Source organism: Butyricimonas sp. Marseille-P3923 (genome assembly GCF_900184685.1).
Lineage (GTDB): Bacteria > Bacteroidota > Bacteroidia > Bacteroidales > Marinifilaceae > Butyricimonas > Butyricimonas muris.
Genome location: NZ_FXXL01000007.1, coordinates 938313 through 957539, shown reverse-complemented (window position 1 = coordinate 957539; position 19227 = coordinate 938313). Strand labels below are relative to the sequence as shown.

Here is a 19227-nt window from a genome sequence, read left to right as displayed (position 1 = left end):
TGATGGATATGAGAAGTATATATATATTGACGCTGTTACTTTTATCTATGAGCGGTTGTAGTGAGGCGGATTTGAAACTTTATAGTGATGAGTCCAGAGTTTATTTGGGAGGGTACACGAGGGCTTCCTCGACGACGTTTTATTACGATACGGACGACGTGACGAGGGATACTCTTTACGTGTACGTGGAAACCATGGGAGGTCCGAGAGATTACGATCGTGCAGTGACTTTTAAGCAAGTTACGGTATATGACATAGAGTATACCGTGGAAAATGGGATGAAAGTGGATTCTGTTGTTACGGAAAATCCTTACAATGCTATTGCGGGTAAACATTTTGTAGCTTTTGATAGCGAAGAGGCCAAGAGATTGATGGTGATTCCCGCTAATAAGGTGAGTGCCCTTATTCCTGTTATTTTTTTGAGAGATCCGTCGTTGAAAGAAAACGAATATTATTTGACGGTGCAATTGTGTGAGAACGATGAGTTTAAAATCGGAGGGGTGAAGGAAGATGTGGAATATGCTTTTACTTGTGCGGACAAATTAATAAAACCGAATTTTTGGGGAACCAATCCTTATGCCGGTGGTTTTTGGGCTTTCGGTGATTACAGTACCAGAAAACATGAGTTCATGATTGAAGTGACAGAAGAGAGGATAGATGATGAATGGTGGAATACTAAAGTGAACGGGGTTAATGGAGCCACGACTTTCTATCAAGTGATGTTTAAAACAGCATTGGATAAATATAATAGCGATCCCGTGAATATCGCTAGTGGAGCGGCACCCATGAGAGAGGTCGAGGGTGATTTGTCAAGTAAATTGATAACGTTTAAATAAGCAAGATGATGATGAAAAATATAAATAATATTGTCTGGTTATTCTTCATGAGCCTATTTTGCGTGGCTTGTTTTGAGGATGATAACAAATATGATTATATGGAATTGGATCGTGTGACTATCGAGGGTATCGATGAAAAATACACGAGAGTATCACATCAGGATATTTTATCTATTACGCCAACCGTGACAACGGATGCGGACGTGGAATATGTTTGGGAACTTTGGACTTCCGTCCGAAAAGACGGAATCATTTACCGGCCGGACACGATAGGACAGTCAAAAGACCTTCGTTATGAAATAATGGAAAAACCGGGTTCTTATTACTTGGTATTCAACGTGAAAGATAAGAAAACGGGGGTGACAACGATGTACAGAAGTACGTTGGATGTTGTAACTATTAATTCTATCGGGTGGTATTTGTTGAAAGATGAGGGTACTACCGAGAAGTACACGGATTATGATTTTATTTATGACGGAGGACGTATTGATAACTGGATTGCTTTTTATAATGATGGAAAGAAGTTGAAGGGGGAAGCCGTAAGAAGTATTTTTTCGTCCCAATACTCGGATCAGGCTACCGGAGGGGGATATAATTGTATTGATGTATTGATACCGGTCGCTAAAGAAGAGGTAGCTGTAATGGAAGTTAGTAGTGGAAATATTAGACTTCCTTTTGAATCTCTGTTTTTTGAATCTCCTGAGGTAAAGAATTTTCAGGATATTTGTATTCAGAACGATGAAGTTAGTGTAAATCTGGTGAATGATAATATGGTTTATCGTATGTCGACACGAAATGCGGCATTATTCTATCGTCTATACGGGAATTATAGCCTTTCTAAGGGAATGAAAGGTTTGCTAGGGCCAACCTATTTTGATGATTTGAGTAAATCATTTGTATATGTTGATTATAATGTCAATCGTTATGTTGAATCCTCGACTGCACCGGCAAGTTGTAATAATATGAATGCTCATATGTTATGGGGAAGTGCTGTTAGTCATAGAATACAATCAAATAGTTTTTTTGCTTATGCTTTAATGGAAAAACATACTATGCCAGATATTTGTATGTTGGTTAAAATGAGTCTTAACTATAGAACTGATAATCCGATTGTAGAAATTGATACTATTCCATTGACACTTGGTATAGTAACAGCAGAAACGAGAACTGTAAATGCAAATTACGGAGTTATTTATTTTGTAAAAGATCAGAAATTGTACAAGTATATTATAGATTCACAGCATGAAGAACCTATTTTGGACCTTCCGGAAGGTGAAAAAGTAACTTGTATGCAGCATGTGGCTTATCCAAATTTCATGTCAAATTATTATGGTTCCGAGATAGACTATCTTGCTATCGCTACTTACGTGGATGGAAAATATAAGGTGTGGCTACATGAATTTGATGCCGATAATCTGAAGCCGTTGAGCAAGCCTACATTTGAGGGGAACGGTCGTGTGGCTTGTATAAATTATGTGGCTGAAAGTTCTTCGAATTTCTTGTTTTAGTTAGAGGGAGTTATTTTATTGTGTAGCTAAAAAAGGGTACTCGGGTAGAGATAGCCGAGTACCTTTAGTTTTATCTGTGATTTATATTTAGATATGAAAAGTATATTTTTAATTGTAACCCTTCTGTCACAATGCTTTTCGGCATTCAGTCAAGGAGGAGTAAATTTCGAGCATCTCACATTTGAGGAAGCTTTAGCTAAGGCCAAAGCGGAGAATAAACTTGTATTCATGGATTGTTACACGAGCTGGTGTGGTCCTTGCAAATACATGACGGATAATGTTTTTCCGCGGGAGAAAGCCGGAAATTTCTTTAACCCGAAATTTGTTTCAGTGAAATTTGACATGGAAAAAGGAGAGGGGAAAGAGTTATCCAAGAAATTCCATATAAAAGCTTTTCCGACATTTTTCATTATTCGTCCCGACGGTACCGTACAACATAAAATTGTCGGTGGCGGAGATCTTGATAAAATTATAGCAAGGGTAGAACGGGGATTGAACCCGAAGACTTCTCTTGATTACTTGGAAAAATTGCACGAGCAAGGGAAAATGAATAAACACCAATTGATGCTTTATCAAATAGCATTGAACGAGGCTTTCGAAAAAGAGAAAAGTGCAGAGGTCGGAGAGAGATTGAATGCCATGTTGACCCGGAAAGATAAAATGAAAAAAGAGTATTGGCCGATTCTAGAGAAGAGTGCATACGGTACCGCGGATTGTCAGCTTGTTTTAGACCACATTTTCGTTTTTTATAAGAATATTGGTAAAGAAAAAGTGGATCAATATTTGGTTAATACGTTTACCAAGCAATTGCGTTTTTCGATGGATTCCGTGGAATTACTGAAACAAATGCAAGGCGAATTGACTCCACTTGATTTGCCGGATAAGGCACTTTTAACCCGTAATCTGGAATTGATGCTGGCTAGTGCAGAGCGTGATGTTGAAAAAGTGATTGCTCTGGCGGGGGAAGTCGAAACAAATGAAAACGGGGAACTGTGGGCAACCATGAATGCGATTAATGCTATCCGGGGGAAAGCAACGAAAGAAGATTTGAATCGACTTATTCGCTTGGAGGATAAATACATGAATATTGCCGCCGGAAACAGTACTGATTACGTGGCGAATTATTTCGAGTCACTAAAAATAGCGGCAAGCGTGGGTGTTTATTTTCAGAATCTGAGTTACGAGGAAGCTTTAACGAAAGCGGGACGCCAAGGTCGTAAACTGTTCATTTACGGTTTTATGAATAACGACAATTTGAAAGGGAAACTGATAGAATCAATACTTGAACAAGAAAATATCAGTGACTTGTTGAACCGAAATTTCCTTTGTTTGAAATATGATGTAGAAAAAGAAGAGGGGCTTAAATTGGTTAAACAGTTTGGTGTAGATGTTTTCCCGACTTTTATCATCGTGCTCCCGGATGGTTCTGTTCGTCAGAAAGTGGAGGATATTCATGAAGTGGAAGAATTGAAATCAGTATTTGCCGAATGAAGAAGGAACTGTGAGCCTCACGTCTTTACGGGGGATATACGGATATTTTCGGAATTATCTTTTGAAAGCTGTTTCATTTTTCGTATTTAACGTTAAATTTGTCAACATTGAATATTGAAAATGTGGATACATGCAATTATCAGAAGAGCAGATTATTAAGTTAGCTCCTGATGCGGCATCCGTGAAAGCCGGGAAGGGTTTGGCTTCGGCGGCGAAGTGGGTGTTGCGGGGGGCTAGTGAACGGGCGTTGTGGGGACATTGTCAGGGAAGCGGGGCGAATCCTTACCAGACACAGGTGGATTTGCAGAATATAGCTTTCAAATGTTCTTGCCCAAGTCATAAATTTCCTTGTAAACATAGTTTGGGATTACTGTTTCTGTATGCCTCACAGCCAAACTTGTTTTCGACCGGAGAGGAACCCGCGTGGGTGGCGGAGTGGTTGAATAAACGGGAGAACAAGGTGGCGGAGAAAAAAGAGAAGAGCGATAAACCGGTGGATGCGGCGGCACAGGCAAAGCGTCAGGAAGCGAGGCATCGGAAAGTACTGGGAGGTGTCGAGGATTTGCAGGGTTGGCTAAAGGATTTGGTGCGGAACGGTTTGTTGAACGTGCCGGAACGTGCGCAGGCGCTGTTCGAGGGGATAGCGAAGCGCATGGTCGATTCGCAGGCTCCGGGATTGGCGGGGATGATGCGGCAGTTGCAGGAAATCAATTATTTCGGGGAGGATTGGAAATACGAATTGACCGCTCTATTAAGCAAGGCATACCTTGTGGCGGAGAGTTACAAGCATTTGGACGAATTGCCCGATGATTGGAAGGACGAGATTCGTACTCTCGTGGGATACCCGCAGGCTAAAGAGGAGGTGCTGGCAAAGGGGGAAACGGTAACGGATGATTGGTATGTCGTGGGTACCGAGTCGCTAGAGCAAGACCGCCTGACGGTAGAGTATAATTGGTTGTACGGACGACAGAGTAAAAGATATGCGCTGCTTTTACAGTTCATCATGGCGGGCTCGTTGCCGGAGGTGGCATTATTACCCGGTACGGTAGTTCGTGCCGATGTAACCTTTTACCGGGGAATGAATCCTACCCGGGTGCTGGTACGTGAACAACGGGGAAGTGGGGGGGTATTCTGCCTTACAGACGGGAACGCGGGGTATATGAACTTGACGGAAGCTACGCGGAGATTCCGGGAAGTGCTGACGGTAAACCCTTTTACTTACGAGGTGCCGATGATCGTGAACGGGGTACGCTTCGTGATACACGAGGGACAACTTTGGTTGCAGGATAGCGACGCCCGTTTGTTCGCCTTGAGCGTGGGAGAAGCCGGACGCTTGAAAGGTCTTGCCGTGACGGGAGGTCGTGAATTCACGGGTTTCTTCATGGCGGGGGAGCGTAGGTGGAGAGTGTTATCGTTATGGATAGATGATAAATATTACACGTTGAATAATGAGTATAACGGATAATATAATAAATACTGCCCTATTGGGTACGGCAAACCGGGAGTTGACGGAGGGGGAATTGCCGGAAGATTTGAGCGATACTTTGTTGAAGGTAAAAGAGAGTGCTGCGGACGGGGAAGAAGTTTTTTACAAGACGGCTGCCGTTTTGTTTGCTTATTATCGTTCCGGTTTGGAACCCTTGAAGTTTAAGGAGTCGGTTCCGGTCACGGAAGCGGAGCCGGAAACAATGCCATACGCCGGGAAGAAAGCGGCGGCTCTTTTAGGAATGTTATTGGGGGAGAAATACTCCTACATGCTACTGTTATGGTACAAGACGGCAGCAAAGCACGGTTATCTGATTCCGGCGGAGTATTTGCCGGGGGTATTGGGAAGGGTATTCTTGCCCGGTAGCCAGACGGCAAAGCGCGAGAAACAATTCTTGCCTTCCCTGATTGGTAACCGGGGACGGTGGTTATTGCCGTTGATGAACTATCCGCCTTTGCAGGAGGAAGGAAATGAAGATTGGGAAACGGCGACTCATGCTGACCGGAAGCTGATTTTGTCCCGCGTGAGGAAGGACAATCCCGCCCAAGGTCTTGAATTATTGCGGGCGGAATGGAAGAACGAGTCGGCACAACATCGCGCGGAATTATTGGCTTGTTTGGAAATCGGTTTGTCTAAATCGGATGAAGAATTTCTGGAAAGCGTACGTGCCGGAGATCGTAGTAGCACGGTAAAGGACTGTGCCTTAGATTTGTTGCGGCAAATACCCGATTCCAATATAGTGGAGTTGTATTCCCGGACATTGAAGCAGCATTTGCGTTACCGTCGTTTGCTCGGCTGGGCTGTAGAGCCGATTGCGTATTCCGAGGAGTTGAAAAAAGCGGGTATCAGCGAACTTAGTAGTAACAAGGGCGAGAGCGACAGTGATTACATATTAAGGCAAATGGCTGAAAATGTGCCTCTCTCCTTTTGGTGCGAACTGTTGGAATGTGACGCTGAAACCGCGGCACAGCGGTTGCGTAAGTCCCCGCCTTTCTCCAAGTATATTTGTTTGGAGAACGCTATTTTTACCTTCCATGACCGACAATGGGCTTACTATTGGTTGAAAGGAGAACGGGTATTGCAATCCCCGGAGTTGACATCATTGGTACCTCTTTTGCCTGTCGAGCAACGGGAAGAATTAAATCTGGAGGGAAAAGTACAGCAGAACTTTTACGTGACGCAATGGTTGGACGATACGGACGAGGAGTGGGGAGTGAAGTTTTCCCGAGGGGTATTGAGAATACTCTATTCTATGACATATTGCTATTACGACCGTCCGACTTGCGAGCAACTGGCTCTGCGTATACCCGCTTCATTGTTAGGCTATATCGGGGAACTGGGCGCAACGAAAGAGAATAGCAACAGCCATTGGGAATTTACCGTTCGTATGCAGCAACTACTGCAAATCAAGAAGGATATAGAAGAAAGCCTGATTAATTAAATGATATAGTGATTGTTGATTTAAGATTCCAGCCGCACGGGGCTGACGTTTTTTGATATTAACTTTTTTATAACTTGAAATATGGGTTTATTATTAAGACGACACGCGGAACAGCAGTTCGAGGAAGAACTACACGAGTTAAAGAAGAATGAAACAAATAAGGTTCCGGAGAACTGGCAACTATCTCCGCAATCCGTTGTGACCTATCTTATGGGAGGTACATTGAAAAACGGGTTTGAAGTGAGTCCTAAATATATTGGAAATCGGCGGTTGATAGAGATAGCCGTGGCAACACTGGTTACGGACAGGGCTTTGCTGTTGTACGGTCTGCCCGGAACGGCAAAGAGTTGGGTGAGCGAGCATTTGGCGGCAGCCGTATCGGGTGATTCGACGCTGATAGTGCAGGGTACCGCCGGGACGGGAGAAGAAGCCATTCGCTACGGTTGGAATTATGCCAAGTTACTGGCGGAAGGTCCCAGCGAAGGGGCTTTGGTGCAAACTCCCGTGATGCGGGCGATGAAAGACGGGAAACTGGCTCGTATCGAGGAATTGACCCGCGTGGGATCGGACGTGCAGGACACGTTAATCACGATTCTCTCGGAAAAGGCTATGCCTATTCCTGAACTGGACAGAGAGATTCAAGCTATACGGGGGTTCAACGTGATCGCTACTGCCAACAACCGTGACAAGGGAGTGAATGAATTGTCGAGTGCCTTGAAGCGTCGTTTTAACACGGTAATTCTTCCTTTGCCCGACACGATTGACGAGGAGATCGATATTGTCCGTCGTCGGGTAGAGAGCTTCTCCGGCGTGATGGATATACCTGCCGAGAAACCTGCATTGGAAGAGATTCGCCGGGTGGTAACCATTTTCCGCGAATTGCGGGGCGGGGCTACCGAGGACGGTAAAACAAAATTGAAGACACCGAGTGGTACGTTAAGTACTGCCGAGGCTATATCCGTGGTGAACAATGGGTTGGCTATGTCCGGTTATTTCGGTGACGGTCGCTTGAATGCTATCGATCTCGTGTCCGGTATTATCGGTGCTGTCGTGAAAGACCCGGTTCAGGACAAGGTGATATGGCAGGAGTACTTGGAAACAGTAGTGAAGGGACGCGACGGATGGAAAGACATCTACCGTGCTTCTCGCGAAATGCTGTAATTATCTTTTAGTTTATACAATGGTTGATGGAATACATTTTTTAGGTATACGGCATCATGGTCCCGGTTCTGCCAAAAACGTGAGGGCGTATCTGGAAGAATTGGAACCGGATATGATATTACTGGAGGGACCGCCCGAGGCGGAGGCTTTGCTTCCGGGGGTACTCCGCGAGCAGATGCAACCACCCGTGGCTTTGTTGGCTTACCAGCCCGACGAACCGAAGCGTGCGGTTTTCTATCCTTTTGCCGAGTTTTCCCCGGAGTGGCAGACGATGCGGTTTGCCATGAAGAGGGAAATACCTCTTCGGTTTTTCGACTTGCCTTTGATACATCATTTAGCGTTATGGAAAGAACGGGAAGAGCGGGTTGAATCTCGAGAAGCGAGCGAAGGACAGGGGGAAACGGATAACACGGGGGACTCGTTACCTTTAGCCCCCGAAGAAATGATACATGTCGATCCTTTCGAGGCTTTGGCAAAAGCGGCAGGGTACGATGATCCGGAATTGTGGTGGGAAGTGAATTTCGAGAACCGTCGGAACAATGAAGAAATCTTCCTTGCCGTCAAAGAGGCGGTGACCGCCTTGCGGGAGGCTTTCCCGAAAATAGACCGGGAAACGTCGTTGCGGGAGGCATGGATGCGGAAGATGATTCGGGCGGTACAGAAGGAGGGATACAAGCGCGTAGCTGTCATCTGTGGAGCGTGGCACGTGCCCGGGTTGGAGAATATGCCGAAGCAGAAAGAGGATAACGAGATACTGAAAGGTTTGCCCAAGGTAAAAGTCGAATGCACGTGGATCCCGTGGACATACGATCGCTTGTCTTACCGTAGCGGTTACGGTGCGGGGATTGTTTCTCCCGGTTGGTACGACCACGTGTGGGATTACCCCGATGACGACGGAACCCGCTGGATGAGTAAAGTGGCATCCTTGTTTCGTTCGAGGGGAATGGATATTTCCGTCGCCCACGTGATTGAAACGGTACGTTTGGCGCAAGTCATGGCGGCTTTACGCGGTTTATCCCGTCCGTCGTTGGAGGAGTACAACGATGCCGTTACCACGGTAATGGGTTTTGGCGATCCCATCGTCCTGCAAATCATCCGGGAGGCTTTGGTAATCAGCAATCGCATGGGAAATGTACCCGACGATGTTCCTAAAGTGCCTCTACTCGTGGACGTGGAGAAATTGTTGAAGCGTTTACGTTTACCTTTAAGCACGGAAATTAAGGAGTACAACTTGGATTTGCGCAAGCCGAACGATTTGGAACGGAGTATCGTTTTCCACCGTTTGAACTTGTTGGGAATACGTTTGGCCCGACCGATAGCGACCGACGGGAAAGGGACTTTTAAAGAGTCTTGGTCTGTTTATTACGAACCGGAACAGACATTGGCTATTATCGAGAAGGCCGTTTGGGGGAATACACTGGCGGAAGCGGTGGTGTCGTATAACGTGCACTTGTCGAAAGACATCTCTTCCATTTCCGAGTTGGTAGACCTCTTGCAACGGGTTATTCCCGCCGACCTGCCCGATTTGGTGGAGGAAATGACGCAACGTCTGGACGTGCTGGCGGCTTCCGTGACGGATGTCGTCGAGATGATGAAAGCCATTCCCGGCATGGTCACGGTGGTGCGTTACGGTAGCGTGCGGAATCTGGATTACGGTAAGGTGAACGATATGCTCTACGCCATGATGGCCAGAGTATTGGCGGGAGGAGTACTGGCGTGTGCCAATATAGACGAGGATGCGGCGTCCGACCTTATGGATAAGTTTGTCGCCGTGGATTATGCCGTTGCCACGGCAAACCAACAGGAATTAACGTCTATGTGGATGGAACTCGTGCAAAAGGTTCGGGAGGCACGTAGCAGTCATCCCTTGTTATCCGGTTATACCACCCGTTTGTTGCGTGATAAAAACGTGTTGGGATACGAGGAAACGGCACAGACCTTGCAATACTATACTTCCCGCGGGAATGCCGCTTCCGAAACGGCTTTCTGGTTCGAGGGATTCCTGAAATCATCGGGAACTATCCTTTTATTGGACGAGCAATTGTGGGATCTCGTGAATGGTTGGCTGGCTTCCCTTGGTGACGAAACCTTCATGGAATTGTTGCCCATATTGCGGAGGACGTTCAGCGAGTATAGCGTACCGGAACGCCGGAAACTGGGGGAGAAGGCCAAAGGAACTTCCGGCGTGAAGCGTGTAAACATGCAGGACGAAGCTTTTAACGCGGAAGACGCGAGAAAGGTAATTCCTGTGGTGTGGCAGCTAATGGGAATAAAGTAACCTGTATTTTCAATTATTAAAGTAAATATTATGGAAGAAACCCTTTTAAAAAGATGGCGGTTGATACTCGGGGGTGATGCGGCGGACGGCACGGGAATCTCGTTAAGTCCCGAAGAGTCCCGCGTGGACGATGCTTTGCACGCCTTGTACGATAGTGATCGGCGGGGGGGGCTGGGGGGTTCTGCCCCTAAAGTGAGTCGTTGGTTGGGTGATATCCGGGAATTCTTCCCGCAATCGGTAGTACAGGTGATACAGAAAGACGCTATCAAGCGGTTAAACCTCACCTCTTTACTTACCGAGAAAGAGATGCTCCAGTCCATTGTGCCGGACGTGCATCTGGTGGCGACGCTTATGTCCCTGAGTCGGGTAATCCCCGAGAAGAACAAGGCGATAGCCCGTGACGTGGTGCGTAAGGTCGTCGACGAGTTGATGAAGAAACTCTCCGCGCCGATGCAGCAAGCGGTAACGGGGGCGCTGAATCGTTCCAGCAGGCGTCGCAATCCCCGCTATAACGAAATAGACTGGAAAACCACGATAGAAAAGAACCTGCGCAACTACCAACCGGAGTACAAGACGATTATCCCGGAGGTGCGTATCGGCTACGGGCGGAAACGGCGGGCGCTGAAAGACATCGTGCTTTGCCTCGACCAGAGTGGCTCCATGGGTGCCTCGGTCGTTTATTCGGGGATATTCGGTTCCGTGCTGGCTTCCATTCCCGCGGTGCAAACCCGCATGGTTGTCTTTGACACGTCCGTGGTCGATCTGACCGATGACTTGCAAGACCCCGTGGATTTGTTGTTCGGTGTACAATTGGGCGGGGGTACGGATATCGACCGTGCTTTGGGGTACTGTCAAACGGTTATTACCCGTCCGTCCGACACGGTGCTGGTCTTGGTTACCGACCTTTACGAGGGCGGGAACGAGAAAGAGATGCGCGAGAAGATGATTTCCCTCGTGCAGAGCGGGGTACAACTCATCGTTTTGCTGGCATTGAACGACGACGGGGCGCCTTTCTACGATAAAGAAAATGCCCAATTCCTAGCCGAATTGGGAGTTCCCGCTTTTGCCTGTACGCCGGATAAATTCCCGGATTTAATGGCGACCGCTTTAGCGAAACAAGATATAAGTATATGGTTATCAAAAAACACATGATGATTAAAGGTAAGAAAAGTATAGAGCTCATCGAGCGTTGCGCGGAGATATGGGAGGCCGCGGTACGGGCAACCCACCATTTCGTGAAGGAAAGCGATATCGTCTTCTACCGTCCTTACGTGCGGCAGAATTGCGACAATCTACCCCTTTTGTTGCATCACGAGGGGGACGAGGTGGTGGCGTTCCTCGGTTTGGATTCCACGTATATAGATATGCTGTTCGTGCATCCCGATTACCGGGGAAAGGGTATCGGGCGAAAACTGGTACAGAGGGCGGTAGACGAATACCACGCCGAAACGCTTACCGTCAACGAGCAGAACGAGCAAGCCCTCGGTTTTTACCTGAAACTGGGTTTCGAGGTGCAAAGCCGTAGCGCCCTCGACGGGTTCGGCTTTCCTTATCCGCTCTTGCACATGCGCTTGAAGAATCCCCGCCAACGATTGGTAAAAGTGACGGGTGACAAGAAAGCCTATCTTTCCTTGCTCTTGCTTGCCGATCCCTCGGAGGAAATGGTCGATCGTTACCTGCCCGACGGCGAGATGTTCATTCTCGAACGGGACGGACGGGTAATCGGTGAGGCGGTAGTGGATGCCGCGGGCGAAATAAAGAACCTCGCCGTCGATCCCGACTACCAGAGGCAGTATTTCGGTAGGTACATACTGGCCGCGCTGGCTGAACACTACAAAGACCGTTTCGATTATTTATGGGTAGGTACCAGCGATTACGGCACGGTGTATTACGAGCAATACGGTTTTGAATGCGACCACGTGGTAAAGAATTTCTTCACGGACAATTACCCCGAACCAATCATCGAGGACGGCAGGCAATGTGTCGACATGGTCTACCTCAAGCGGAAAATACGGTAGAATAGGTTCCTATTCTACCAACCACTTTTCAATATTTCTCGTCTTTTTGGAGAAGTTGATTCCTATTTTAAATAACTCGCGGGAATCAGCCTCAAAGGGTAGGGCGTAGTGCTTTTCATTGATTTGCTTTAATGCCTCTTCCGCCGATCCTTCCAGTTTAAATTCCATCACGTAGATATATTTGTCTGTCTGCAAAACCAGCTCGATACGTCCTTCACCGGTATGATATTCCGCTTTGACATAGAAACCTATCAATTTGAAGACAATGAAAAGTATGTTTTGGTAGTGTAATTCAACATCTTTCGCCAATTCATAAGGTGTGTCGGCAAAGAAACTTTGCAAGCGTCGGAAGAACGCGTCGTAATTACCCGTGCAAATCTCGCCGACAAACTGTCGGATGGCAAAAGGTGAATCTACCGCGTTCGTGTTAGCGTAGAAAGGAAGCAGGAATTGAATGAACCCCTCTTCTACCTCTCGGTTGGGAAATCCTAACGAGTAGAGCCCGAACACCTTGTCGTATCCTTTGATGGTTAAGTAACCGCTCTGGTATATCACCGGGATAGCACTCCCGTCGTTGTAAATACTGTTCAGCACGTCGGCACTGGTTTCCACGTTTTCTATCTTTTCCAGATTATAACGATTCTGTTTCAGTAGTTCCACCAGATACGTGGGAGTTCCCGTTTCGAACCAATAGTTGCCGAATTGCATCTTTTTGAATGTATTCAGCAGGCTGAACGGGTTATAGATACCTTCCGAGTTTGCCGTGAAATGATAACCGTCGTAACGTTCCTTCATCTCTTTGCAGGTTTCCTCGTAGCTCATGCCTTGCGTGGCTGCCAACTCGTGCAAGTCTTCCTCGAAACCGGTATGCAGTTCGTTGTCCGTGATTCCGCACAAGCTCACGTATTTCCTGTCCATAGATATATCTTCGAGATTATTCAAGTCACTGAACACGCTCACTTTGCCGAATTTCGTCACTCCTGTCAGTAAGGCAAACTTGATATACCCGTCCATGCTTTTAAGTACACCGTAAAAGGCTTTCATCGTGTTACGGTACGCATTCTGCAATTCCTCGTTGCCAATCGCTTGCAGCATAGGTTTGTCGTATTCGTCAATCAGGATAACTACATCCTGTCCCTCTTTTTCACGAGCCCTGCGAATAATACCTTTAAAACGCAGCGAGGGACTGACCTCCGTTGGTCTGCTCCCGTACAATTCTTCCCATTCGGCTAACCTGTCGTTTAATATGTTATCCAGACTATCGGGTTTGTCGTACTTTTGCGCATTCAAATCCAAGTGCAGGATAGGATATCTTTTCCATTCCTTTTCCAGTTTTTCCATGGCAAGCCCAGTGAAAAGCTCTTTTCTCCCTTGGAAATATGCTTCCAGTGTTGAAATCAACAGACTCTTACCAAAACGGCGAGGGCGGCTTAGGAAATAATAACGTCCGGACGATACCAGTTCATAAACCAATGCTGTTTTATCAATATAAAGATAATCATCATTGCGTAGACTCTCGAAATTCTGAATACCGATAGGATATAGTTTTTTCATGGCTTGTTTATTTCATTGTGTCGGACTATGACAAAGATAGTATAAATCACGGTAACAGGAAAGATATTTTATGAAATTCCCGCGGATACCTCCCTGATTATTGTATATTTGCCGTGACTAACGTTTGTGGTGCATGGAAATAATGACGGAATTCCCTGCGGGGATAAAATTCAAATACGAGTGGCGGAAGTATCAGGCGCGGGTATTGGGTGAACTGGAGGCTTATTTGTCCAACGGTTCGCTCCACGTGGTGGCTCCTCCCGGTTCGGGAAAGACGGTATTGGGGTTGGAGGTTATGCTGAGGCTTAATCGTCCGACGTTGATACTGGCGCCCTCGCTGGCGATACGGGAGCAGTGGATAGATCGTTTCCGGGAGCTGTTTTTACAGACCGATCGAAAGCCGGAATGGATATCAAGTAATATACGGAAGCCTGCTTTCGTGACGGTCTGCACGTACCAAGGGGTGCATGCCGCGTATAATAACCTGCCGGATGAAGAGAAGAACGGGGATGCACCCGCCTCGAAGACGAATATCACACGGGAGTTAAAGCGGTTGGGGGTAAAGACGGTCATACTGGATGAGGCTCATCACCTGAAAAACGAGTGGTGGTATACTCTTGAGCGTCTGAAGAGTCACTTGTCGCCCGTGATTGTCGGGCTGACGGCAACCCCGCCTTACGACGTGACGTTTGCCGAGTGGCAGCGTTACCTTGAATTGAACGGAACGGTAGACACGGAGATTACCGTGCCCGAGTTGATACGCGAGGGAGATTTATGTCCGCATCAGGATTACGTGTATTATTCTTTGCCTTCGCCAGAGGAATACGATCGCATCAACGCATTCCGGCGGGATGTCGATACGCTCTTCCGGGAGTTACAGAAAGACCCGGTGTTGATCGAGGCGTTCGCGAATCACCCCGCGTGGGTGGATCCTGCGGGGTACTTGGAGTGGATATTCGACCATATGTCTTTCTATTCCGCCATGTTGATATTCCTGCATCACGCGGGGAAAGAGATTCCGCCTGTCCACCTGCAAGTGCTGGGACAGGAAAACATACGGGTGCCCGCGTTGGATTACGCGTGGATGGAGGTATTGCTGGAGTTTTATTTGCAGGGAGGAGGGGATACTTTTATCGGTCGTGAGGAGCATCAGGTATCTCTGGAAAACAAGTTGGTGCGGAATGGTGTCACGGAGAAGAAACAGATCAGTTTCCGGTATAACGGTCGGTTAACGAGGATGCTGACGGCGAGTATAAGCAAGTTGAACAGTATCGCCGACATCGTTTCTTTCGAGTCCCGGCAGTTGGGCGACCGTTTGCGGATGGTGATATTGACGGATTACATACGGAAGGAATGGAAAGTGGCATCACCCGCGAACGACCTGCCTTTGGATAAAATGGGGGTGTTCCCCGTGTTCGAGAAGTTGCGGCGGTCGGGTACCGGTGGAAATCGTGTCGGGGTGCTGACGGGTTCGATCGTGGTCGTACCCCGCGCGGCGTTGGGGGTACTGGACGAGGTGATGCGCGAGATGAGGTTGGGAAAGGCGTCCGTGAAACCCCTGCCTTATGATGATTCTTACGCCGAAGTCGCTTTAACCGGGATGATAAAGGACGAGATAACCCGCGTTGTCACCTGTATGTTCGAGCGGGGGGCTATCGAGATTCTGATCGGTACAAAGTCGTTGCTGGGAGAGGGGTGGGATGCACCTTGCATCAACACGTTGATACTGGCGAGTTTTGTCGGTTCGTTCGTGCTGTCGAACCAGATGCGCGGGCGGGCAATCCGGGTAGAAAAGGGAAATGCCGCCAAGACGGGGAATATATGGCATCTGGTGTGTGCGGACCCAACTTCGCCCACGGGGGGTGACGATGTGGAGCTGTTGCGACGCAGGTTCAAGGGCTTCCTCGGGATATCCGACCGGGAGGGCGAGAAGATCGAGAATGGCGTGAAGCGCCTCGATATTCCCGCGACCTTGTGCGATAGGGAAATCATTGAACGGAGGAATCAACGTACTTTTGAAGAAGCGGGCGGCAGGGAGCGGTTGCGGGGGCGTTGGGATGCGGCGGTGAGGCAGGGCGTGCATCTCGTGGAAGAGATCAAAGTACCGTATCCCGAGAAGGAGAAGTTTCAGGAGGTGAAACGGTTGTATTTGCAGAAAACGCTCAAGTACTTGTTCGTCGAACTCGGTTTCATCGTGTCCTCGGTTCTTAACGTCATGTTCTATGATTTTGCCCGGATGAGTTCGCGAATACATTCCTCGCGCATGTTGTTTACCGTGCTTTTAGTCTTTTTGGCGGTCGGTTTTTGTGTTATATTACCCCCGGCGGTGAAGGCATTGCGTCTTTACTTGAAATATCGCGATATCTCGAAGGATATACGGAAGATAGGGTGCGCTTTGCTATGGACTTTGCAAGACGAGAAGGTGATACTTTCGCCACCGGGGGAGGTGAGCGTGGAGGCGTACGGCGATGATTCCGGTGCCGTGTACTGTCACCTGAAAGGCGGTTCCAATTACGAGAAATCGGTATTTATCAATGCCTTGAAGGAAATTATCTCACCCGTGGATAATCCCCGTTACGTGATCGTGCGGGAGAGCAGGCTATGGAGTCGCTTGAAGCAGGAGGATTACCATGCCGTCCCCGAGCTTTTGGGGAAGAGGAAAGCCTCCGCCGAGTGCCTGCGGCGGCATTGGGAGGAGGAAGTCGGGGCATGTCGTCTGGTGTTTACCCGCACGCTGGAGGGGCGTAAGTTTCTGCTTCATTGTCGGGTGAATTCTCTGGCTACCAAATTATCCGATGATATCGAACACGTGAACGTGTGGAGGTAAAAGTTCGCAAATGGTAATTTGCAAACTTTTACTATATTTGTCACGTGCGACCTGTAACTCGCGAATGACAATTTGCAAACTAAATAACAATATACTATGGGATTTTTAGGTAAAATATTCGGTGGTGGCGGTAATGGCGGGGAGAAGAAAGAGAGTTCGGCGGATAGGATGTTGAAGATTATTCGCGAGAGGACGACAATGGACTACGCGGAGCTTGTTCCTGCGGACGAGCAGACCATGCCGTGGAACAGTAAGATAGGGGGTATTCCTTATATGCCGGAGGGGTTCGTGTACCCGTGTGACGAAACGGATTACACGGTACAGGCGGAGGGAAGCGTCGCGCCACAGCCGCAAACGGCTCCCTCGGATGTTCTTCTGGGGGGTACCGGACAACTGCGGGTGGAGAACCCGGAGATTATCGCGGGGGACACGACGCTAACGGAGGTTGCCGAACCTGCCGAACGGGAGAAGAAGCCGTTGCATTTCCTCGGGCAGTTGAACTTTGCCGAGATGCCCGCGTTGGAGGGGTTCCCGCGGGAGGGAATATTGCAGTTCTATATCAGCGGGGAGGATTCCCTCGGGTTGAACTTCGAGAACCGGACAGACCAGAAGGGCTTTCGGGTGATTTATCACGAGCGGGTGACGGAGGATACTTCCCGTTTGCTCGCCGAGGTGCCGACGACCGGTATGGAGGATGCTTTCCCGTTGTCGGGAGAGAGAAAGTTGAACTTCCGGAAAGCGTCTATGGCTATGACTTCATGGGATTTCCGTTTCGAGAAATTGTTATTGGAGGTCTACAATCAAACTCACCCGGACGCTACCGTGCCTACTTTAGACCGGGTGGACGAGTCGGTTTTCGACGAGGTGTACGCCCAACTGGAGGCGGGGGGACACCGTGTCGGCGGCTATCCTTCTTTCACGCAGCTCGACCCTAGAGAGTATGACGAGCGTATCCAAGAGCATACCGTCCTGCTTTTCCAACTGGATTCAGACAGTGACAACGGCATCGCGTGGGGCGACAATGGCGTGTGCAACTTCTTTATCCGCCCGGATGATTTGGCGAAAAGGGATTTCAGCGGGGTGTTGTATAATTGGGATTGCTATTGAGTTTGTAAGGTTTATAAAGTTTATAAGGTTCATAAAGTTTCTAGGACCCCTGCGGGGCGCTTTGTTCACGGCAGCTTGAGCTGCCGATAATATTGTCCGAAGGACACCCGTTACTTTATGAACTTTATGAACCTTATGAACTTTATAAACTTTATAAACCTTTACGCCCCTTCCATCCATTCCATGTTTGTCGGGTATTGGAATACTTTCAGTTTGAACAGCGGGAGGATGGCGAACAGGTGGTCGAACACGTCGGCTTGCGCTCTCTCGTAGACGAGCCATTGCGTGCTTGCCGTGAAGCAGTAGATTTCCAAGGGGATACCTGTCGCCGTGGGTTGCAATTGGCGAACCATGTGTGTCATGTTCAGGTTGATATCGGGGTTGGCGGTGAGCCACGCTTCCATGTATTCGCGGAAGGTGCCGAGGTTTGTCAGGCGGCGTTTATCCAGCGGGTTAACCACTCGGGCGTTGTATTCGTTGATTTCTCGTTGTTTATTCTCGATATAGTTTTTCAGCAGGGACGATTGTTTCAAGTTCTCCAAATCTTCGTCCGAGAGGTAATGCACGGAGTAGATGTCGATGTTTACCGAACGTTTGATGCGTCGTCCCCCGGCTTCCTGCATTCCCCGCCAGTTGGTGAACGATTCGGACACCAGTTTGTAAGTCGGTATGGTGGAGATGGTTTTGTCCCAGTTCTGCACTTTCACGGTGGTGAGGTTAATCTCTATCACGTCACCGTCGGCGTTGCTGCCGGGCATCACTATCCAGTCGCCGATATTCACCATGCGGTTGGAAATCAATTGTATTCCCGCCACGAACCCGAGGATGGCATCCTTGAATACCAACATCAGCACGGCGGACAAGGCACCGAGTCCGGCGAGCAGTGTCGCGGGATTCTTGTCGAGCAGGATACTGATGATAATAATCGTGGTGGCACAGTAGAAGAATATCTTGATGACTTGGATAAATACCTTAATCGGTCTGTTTTTCGCCACGGGGTAACTCTCGTATATGCGGTTGATACCGTCCAGTACGCTCGATATAATGAGCAGGAAAGAGATGGTAATCCAGATATTGATACAAATCATCAATATATTGATTCCCGTCCAGTCGTACGCCCTGAAAACGACTAGGGTAACGATCGGGGAGATTAGCAGCCCCAAGCGGTTGAAGAATCGTTGGTCGAACATCAGGTCGTCCCAGTTGGTCGATGTCCGTTTGGTCAGTTTCATCACGATACGCGCCAGCCATTGCCGGGTAAGTATATGGACAATCCACGTGATGATACCCATGATAATAACCAGCGCGAGAAAGTAAAGCAGGTCTGAGAATCCTTCCGAATAGACGTGTAGATGCTGTAATCCGGCATCGATGTACTCTTTAATAGTCATGTTAATATGTTTTAGTTGGTTTTGCACGGGGGCAAAGATAGGAAATAAGTTTATAAAGTTTATAAGGTTTATAAAGTTCATAAAGTTCTTGGACCCCTGCGGGGCGCTTTGTTCACGGCAGCTTGAGCT

Annotated in this window: 13 protein-coding genes; 11 read left to right on the top strand and 2 right to left on the bottom strand. The window is 48.1% G+C overall.

Annotated elements, in window-relative coordinates:
* The first annotated feature begins 8 nt into the window (after positions 1–8).
* From CS948_RS15595 to CS948_RS21790, 9 genes are all read left to right on the top strand, one after another.
* Complete coding sequence (locus CS948_RS15595) at positions 9–836, top strand: DUF4843 domain-containing protein (RefSeq protein WP_176555080.1); 828 nt, start codon at positions 9–11, stop codon at positions 834–836.
* An 8-nt stretch (positions 837–844) separates the two neighbouring features.
* Entirely contained in the window at positions 845–2344 is a 1500-nt protein-coding gene (locus tag CS948_RS15590; RefSeq protein ID WP_176555079.1) for a PKD-like family lipoprotein, read from the top strand.
* Between the two features lie 93 nt (positions 2345–2437).
* Positions 2438–3835, top strand: coding sequence for a thioredoxin family protein (locus CS948_RS15585; RefSeq protein WP_099292607.1), 1398 nt, complete (start codon positions 2438–2440; stop codon positions 3833–3835).
* A gap of 130 nt (positions 3836–3965) precedes the next feature.
* Positions 3966–5300, top strand: a complete 1335-nt coding sequence (locus tag CS948_RS15580) for an SWIM zinc finger domain-containing protein (protein ID WP_099292606.1) — start codon at positions 3966–3968, stop codon at positions 5298–5300.
* Positions 5284–6762 carry a DUF5691 domain-containing protein gene (locus CS948_RS15575; RefSeq protein ID WP_099292605.1) on the top strand — a complete coding sequence of 493 codons (1479 nt, stop codon included), beginning with the start codon at positions 5284–5286 and terminating at the stop codon, positions 6760–6762. The genes CS948_RS15580 and CS948_RS15575 overlap by 17 nt, the downstream gene beginning before the upstream one ends.
* An 81-nt stretch (positions 6763–6843) precedes the next feature.
* Complete coding sequence (locus tag CS948_RS15570; RefSeq protein WP_099292604.1) at positions 6844–7923, top strand: AAA family ATPase; 1080 nt, start codon at positions 6844–6846, stop codon at positions 7921–7923.
* Positions 7924–7942: 19 nt separating this feature from the next.
* The gene (locus CS948_RS15565) at positions 7943–10201 is read left to right on the top strand and encodes a DUF5682 family protein (protein ID WP_099292603.1); all 2259 of its coding nucleotides are present in this window, start codon (positions 7943–7945) and stop codon (positions 10199–10201) included.
* 30 nt (positions 10202–10231) lie between these two features.
* Positions 10232–11353, top strand: a complete 1122-nt coding sequence (locus tag CS948_RS15560; protein WP_099292602.1) for a VWA domain-containing protein — start codon at positions 10232–10234, stop codon at positions 11351–11353.
* Complete coding sequence (locus CS948_RS21790; protein ID WP_218014306.1) at positions 11350–12219, top strand: GNAT family N-acetyltransferase; 870 nt, start codon at positions 11350–11352, stop codon at positions 12217–12219. Before CS948_RS15560 ends, CS948_RS21790 begins: the two co-directional genes overlap by 4 nt.
* 9 nt (positions 12220–12228) lie before the next feature.
* Here CS948_RS21790 and CS948_RS15550 read toward each other — a convergent pair whose 3' ends face one another.
* Positions 12229–13773 (bottom strand): ATP-binding protein, encoded by a 1545-nt coding sequence (locus tag CS948_RS15550; protein ID WP_099292601.1) that lies wholly within the window; start codon positions 13771–13773, stop codon positions 12229–12231.
* Positions 13774–13906: 133 nt separating this feature from the next.
* Between CS948_RS15550 and CS948_RS15545 the strand changes: the two genes are divergently transcribed.
* Both CS948_RS15545 and CS948_RS15540 read left to right on the top strand, forming a co-directional pair.
* Positions 13907–16600, top strand: coding sequence for a DEAD/DEAH box helicase family protein (locus CS948_RS15545; RefSeq protein ID WP_255302036.1), 2694 nt, complete (start codon positions 13907–13909; stop codon positions 16598–16600).
* 96 nt (positions 16601–16696) lie between these two features.
* Positions 16697–17707, top strand: coding sequence for a YwqG family protein (locus CS948_RS15540; RefSeq protein WP_099292599.1), 1011 nt, complete (start codon positions 16697–16699; stop codon positions 17705–17707).
* 161 nt (positions 17708–17868) lie between these two features.
* On the opposite strand, the gene CS948_RS15535 is transcribed toward CS948_RS15540, so the two are convergent.
* On the bottom strand, positions 17869–19098 hold the full coding sequence (locus tag CS948_RS15535) for a mechanosensitive ion channel family protein (RefSeq protein ID WP_099292598.1): 1230 nt from the start codon (positions 19096–19098) through the stop codon (positions 17869–17871).
* Positions 19099–19227 lie beyond the last annotated feature (129 nt).